Source organism: Micromonospora sp. NPDC005197 (genome assembly GCF_040608295.1).
GTDB lineage: Bacteria > Actinomycetota > Actinomycetes > Mycobacteriales > Micromonosporaceae > Micromonospora.
In genome coordinates, this window is record NZ_JBEXHY010000222.1 from 1 (window position 1) to 4,656 (window position 4,656).

The 4,656-nt window shown below is 72.1% G+C and carries 5 protein-coding genes; 3 read left to right on the plus strand and 2 right to left on the minus strand.

The features are described from left to right. Nucleotides 1–18 precede the first annotated feature (18 nt). Nucleotides 19–1,209: a threonine synthase gene (locus tag ABZU46_RS31005; RefSeq protein WP_354863248.1), complete on the minus strand. Its 1,191-nt coding sequence runs from the start codon at nt 1,207–1,209 to the stop codon at nt 19–21. A gap of 14 nt (nt 1,210–1,223) precedes the next feature. Beyond that, nucleotides 1,224–2,273, minus strand: a complete 1,050-nt coding sequence (locus ABZU46_RS31010) for a DNA polymerase ligase N-terminal domain-containing protein (RefSeq protein WP_354863249.1) — start codon at nt 2,271–2,273, stop codon at nt 1,224–1,226. 94 nt (nt 2,274–2,367) lie between these two features. On the opposite strand from ABZU46_RS31010, the gene ABZU46_RS31015 reads away from it, so the two are divergent. The 3 genes from ABZU46_RS31015 (at nt 2,368) to ABZU46_RS31025 (ending at nt 4,396) form a co-directional block, all read left to right on the plus strand. Beyond that, complete coding sequence (locus ABZU46_RS31015) at nt 2,368–3,153, plus strand: aldo/keto reductase (RefSeq protein ID WP_354863250.1); 786 nt, start codon at nt 2,368–2,370, stop codon at nt 3,151–3,153. A 125-nt stretch (nt 3,154–3,278) separates the two neighbouring features. Then, nucleotides 3,279–3,431 (plus strand): hypothetical protein, encoded by a 153-nt coding sequence (locus ABZU46_RS31020; protein ID WP_354863251.1) that lies wholly within the window; start codon nt 3,279–3,281, stop codon nt 3,429–3,431. After that, nucleotides 3,431–4,396 carry an N-acetylmuramoyl-L-alanine amidase gene (locus ABZU46_RS31025; RefSeq protein WP_354863252.1) on the plus strand — a complete coding sequence of 322 codons (966 nt, stop codon included), beginning with the start codon at nt 3,431–3,433 and terminating at the stop codon, nt 4,394–4,396. Before ABZU46_RS31020 ends, ABZU46_RS31025 begins: the two co-directional genes overlap by 1 nt. Nucleotides 4,397–4,656: the final 260 nt, after the last annotated feature.

Below are 4,656 nucleotides of genomic sequence, written 5' to 3' on the forward strand. Positions count from 1 at the left end.
CCTCGGTGGGGTGCCGGCTCAGGCCAGCACGGGTACGCCGGAGACGTCGACCGTCTCCGGATACTTCAGCCCCGCGCCGGTGTTGAGCACCACCACCCGTTCCCCGGCGCGGATCCAGCCACCGGCGCGTAGCTGCCGCGCCGCGGTCAGGCAGGCCGCTCCCTCCGGGCAGAGCAGCAAACCCTCGCGGGCGGCGAAGGCCCGCAGGTCGGCCAGGATCTCCGCGTCGTCGACGGCGACCGCGGTGCCGGCGGACGCCCGCAGCGCGGCCAGGATCAGCTCGTCACCCAACGGGGACGGCACGGTGATGCCGAACGCCACCGTATGCGCGTCCTCCCACGGCTGGGCCCGGGACTCACCGGCGGCGAAGGCCCGCACGATCGGCGCGCAGCCGGTCGACTGCACCGCCACCAGCCGGGGCAGCTTGTCGCCGACCCAGCCCAGCTCGCGCATCTCGTGCAGAGCCTTGTGGATGCCGATCAGGCCGACCCCGCCACCCGTCGGATAGATGATCACGTCGGGCACCTGCCAGCCGAGCTGCTCGACGATCTCGTACCCCATCGTCTTCTTGCCCTCCAGGCGGTAGGGCTCGCGCAGCGTGCCGGCGTCGAAGATCGCCCCGTCGGACTCGGCGATCAACTCGGCCACCCGGCGGCCCGCGTCGCTGATCAGCCCGTCCACCAGACGCAGATCGGCTCCGGCGGCCACGCACTCGCGCCGGCAGATGGTCGGCGCCGCCAGCGGCATCACGATGGTGGCGCCCATCCCGGCACGTGCCGCGTACGTCGCCCACGCCGAACCGGCGTTGCCGTTGGTGGGCATCGCGATCCGCTCGACGCCCAACTCGCGAGCCCGACTCACGCCGACCGCGGCGCCGCGCGCCTTGAACGAGCCGGTCGGGATCAACCCCTCGTCCTTGACCATCAGGTCCGCGATGCCGATCTCGGCACCGTACGACGGGGCACGCAGCAGCGGCGTCCAGCCCTCACCGAGCGTGATGACGTGCCGGGGATCGGCGACGGGCAGCAGCTCCCGGTACCGCCAGAGGTCGGCCGGGCGCAGCGGGAAGCGTTCCGGGGTGACCGCCTTCGCCACCGCCGGCAGGTCGTAGCGGGCCAGCAGCGGCGAGCCGCACTCGCAGAGGTTCTGCAGCTTGTCGGCGGCGTACTCCAGGCCGCAGCGTGGGCAGTCCAGATGGGTCAGGTACACGTCGCTCCTCGCCGTCAGGCCGCGTCGATGCTCAGCCACCGTCGGCTGCGCCGGCCCGGCTCGTACGCCGAGTCCAGCCGCTTGGCGACCACACCCGGCAGCCCCTGCTCCCGCCCGGTGCGCAGGGCCTCGTCGCCGGCACCGGGAAACCACGGCGGAGTCTGCCAGTGCGTACCGGTCAACGCCAGCCCATCGAGCAGTTCCCGGCGTTGCGCGTACGGGACGTTGACGCTGCTCACGCCCTCCAGCCACAGCAGGTCGACGAGCAGGAACTGGGCGCCGGCCGGGACCCGGCCACCGCTGGCCGGGCGGGCGGGACGCACCCGGCCCGAGCCGTCGATGCGGACGAGCACGCCGTCGAGCACCGCCTCGGTGGGCGCCAGCGCCTCGGCCATCGCGCGCAGCCACGGGTAACCGCCGGTGATCTCCTCGTCGGTCTCGGAGAGCAGCCGCAACCGCCCGCCGGAGACGTACGCCATCGCACGGACTCCGTCCCAGCGCAACTCGTATCCCCATTCGGCGCGGTCGCGGGGCAGCCGGGCGGCGGGCGTGGCGTGCATCGGGCGGACCAGCTCGGGCATCGGCGTCCAACCCGGCGGCGCGGGATCGGTACGGCGGATCATCCAGTCCCGGCCGCCGGTGGCGAACAGCGCGTAGCGGCCGGCGGTGCGGTCACCGGAGAGGCTCACGATGACCTCGTCGTCGCGCCACTTCTCGCAGCGGTACGTGCCCCGGTCGTGGATGACCATCCGGCCGCCCCCGTACTCGCCGGCGGGGATCTCGCCGGAGAAGTCGAGGTACTCCATCGGGTGGTCCTCGGTGTGCACCGCGAGGTGGTTGCGGCCCGGATCGCGGGGCAGACCGCGCGGCACGGCCCAGGACGCGAGCACACCCTCGTGCTCCAGTCGCAGGTCCCAGTGCAGGCTGCGGGCGTGGTGCTGCTGGATGACGAAGCGGCCCGCGCCCTCGTCGGGCCCGGTCGCCGTGGGGGCGCGTTCCGGCACCGGCTCGGGCGTACGGGCCGCGTCCCGCCGGCGTCGGTACTCCTCCAGCCGGTCCGTCACACCCGCATTCTCCGGCAAACCGGGCCAATGCGCTGGTCGCCGGAGTGTCCGGTTCGCTCGGCGTCCGGGGGCGCGGCGGGGTAGAACGGACCTCATGGACCTCAGCGACCAGCCCACCGCCCTGCTCCCGGGTGACGTGCGGATCCCCCTGCTCGGCTTCGGCACCTGGCAGGCCACCGGCCAGGCGGGCTACGACGCCGTGCTGGCCGCGCTCGACACCGGCTACCGGCACCTCGACACCGCGACCATGTACGGCAACGAGCGGGAGGTCGGCCGAGCGGTCCAGGAGAGCGGGCTGCGTCGCGAGGACATCTTCATCACCACCAAGCTCCCGCCCGACCGGACGGGCCGGGAGCGCGAGACGTTGGAGGCCAGCCTGGAGGCGCTCGGCGTCGACCAGGTGGACCTCTGGTTGATCCACTGGCCGCCGTCCGCCAGTGCCAGCATCCCGATGTGGCGGGAGTTGCTGGCCGCCCGGGACGAGAACCTGACCCGTGCCGTCGGGGTCAGCAACTACAGCACGGGCGACATCGACGAGTTGATCCAGTCGACGGAGGAGAGCCCGGCGGTCAACCAGATCCGGTGGAGCCCCGCGCTGTACGACCGGCAGCGGCACGCCGAGCACCGGGACCGGGGCGTGGTGCTGGAGGGGTACAGCCCCTTCAAGAACAGCGACCTCAGCGATCCGGTGCTGACCAGGATCGCCGCGGCGCACGGCGTCTCCCCGGCTCAGGTGGTGCTGCGCTGGCACATCGACCACGAGATCGTGGTGATCCCGAAGTCGGTGACCCCGGAGCGGATCAGCGCCAACTTCGACGTCTTCCACTTCTCGTTGACGGCGGAGGAGATGCGCGACATCGACGCGCTCGGCGACGCCTGAATCGGCGGATTCCTTCAAGACGCGGCCCGGCCGTGAAGGGTATCGACATCGATGCTCATGACGGTATAGCGTGCCGTCATCACGCTCGTCGATGCGTGTGAACCCGTCGCCGCTGGAGGACCGCCATGGCCCGATCCCCGTCCGTCCGTCTGCGCCGTCGTGGGGTGCTCGGCATCCCCGCGCTGGTGGCCGCCGCCCTCACCGTCGTGGTCCGGCCCGCCCCGGCGAGCGCCGCGCCGAAGGCCGAGTGCCTGGCCGACCTGCTCCGGGACTCCTGATGGCCACGATCGGGTGGCTCGTGGACGTGCTGCGCGGCGCCGGGGTCCAGGTCGTCGTCGAGGGGGACTGGCTCAACCGGATGCGGCCCGGCTCCTTCGACCCGATCGGGGTGCTCTGGCACCACACCGCCTCGACCTCCAGCGCCAGCAACCCACACCCCGCGCTCGGCATCTGCATCAACGGCCGCTCCGACCTGGCCGGCCCGCTCTGTCAGGCGCTCGTCGACTACAACGGCGTCTTCCACGTCATCTCCGCCGGCCGCTGCAACCACGCCGGGGTCAGCGGTGGCAGCGGACCCATCCCCGCCGGGGACGGCAACACCCTGATGATCGGGTGGGAGATCGACTACAACGGCGTCGACCAGGAGATGACCGCCGCGCAGTACAGCGCGTCGATCGCCGCGACAGCCGCCGTGCTCACCCGCCTCGGCCGGGACAGCAGCTACGCCCGCGGCCACCGGGAGACCAGCACCACCGGCAAGATCGATCCGTCCTTCATCGACCTGAACGTGATGCGCGCCGACGTCGCCGCGAAGATGGCCGGGGGTGGAACGGCGTGGTCCTCCACCGTGGATAACACGACCTCCGGCCGGTTCACCGCCAGCGCCAACTGGGGCGTGTCGACGTTCTCCAGCCAGCGGTACGGCGCCGACTACCGCTACGCCGACCCGGTCGCGGCGAGCGATCCGGCCTGGTACCGGTTCAACGTGCCGGCGACCGGCACCTACCGGGTCGAGGCGTGGTGGCCGACCAACAGCGGCTACAACAGCGCCACCCCGTACATCGTCGCCACCACCACCGGCAACCAGACGGTGTACGTGGACCAGCGCGCGACCGGCGGGCAGTGGCGCGTCCTCGGCACGTTCACCCTGCCGGCGGGCGACGCCAACCGGGTGGCGGTGAGCCGCTGGAGCAACGCGGCGGGCCTGGTCATCGCCGACGCCGTACGCCTCACCCGGGTCTGACCCTCGACGGCGCTGCCCCGGCTTGACGCGCCCGTCCCGGCTTGATCGACTCGACCTCCCGGAAGTCGGGGTGTCCCACGTGCGAGGATGCCCCGACTTCAAGGAACCCGAGTGGATCTACTGCGTGGTGGGGGGGGGGGCGCCGGGGGGGGCCCCCCCCCCCCGTGTGAGGGGGGGGGACCCGGGGGGCGTGGTGGAGCAACATGGAGTGGTGCAAATAAAACCACCAAACCAGACCCAGATACACAAAAAAGGCCTTC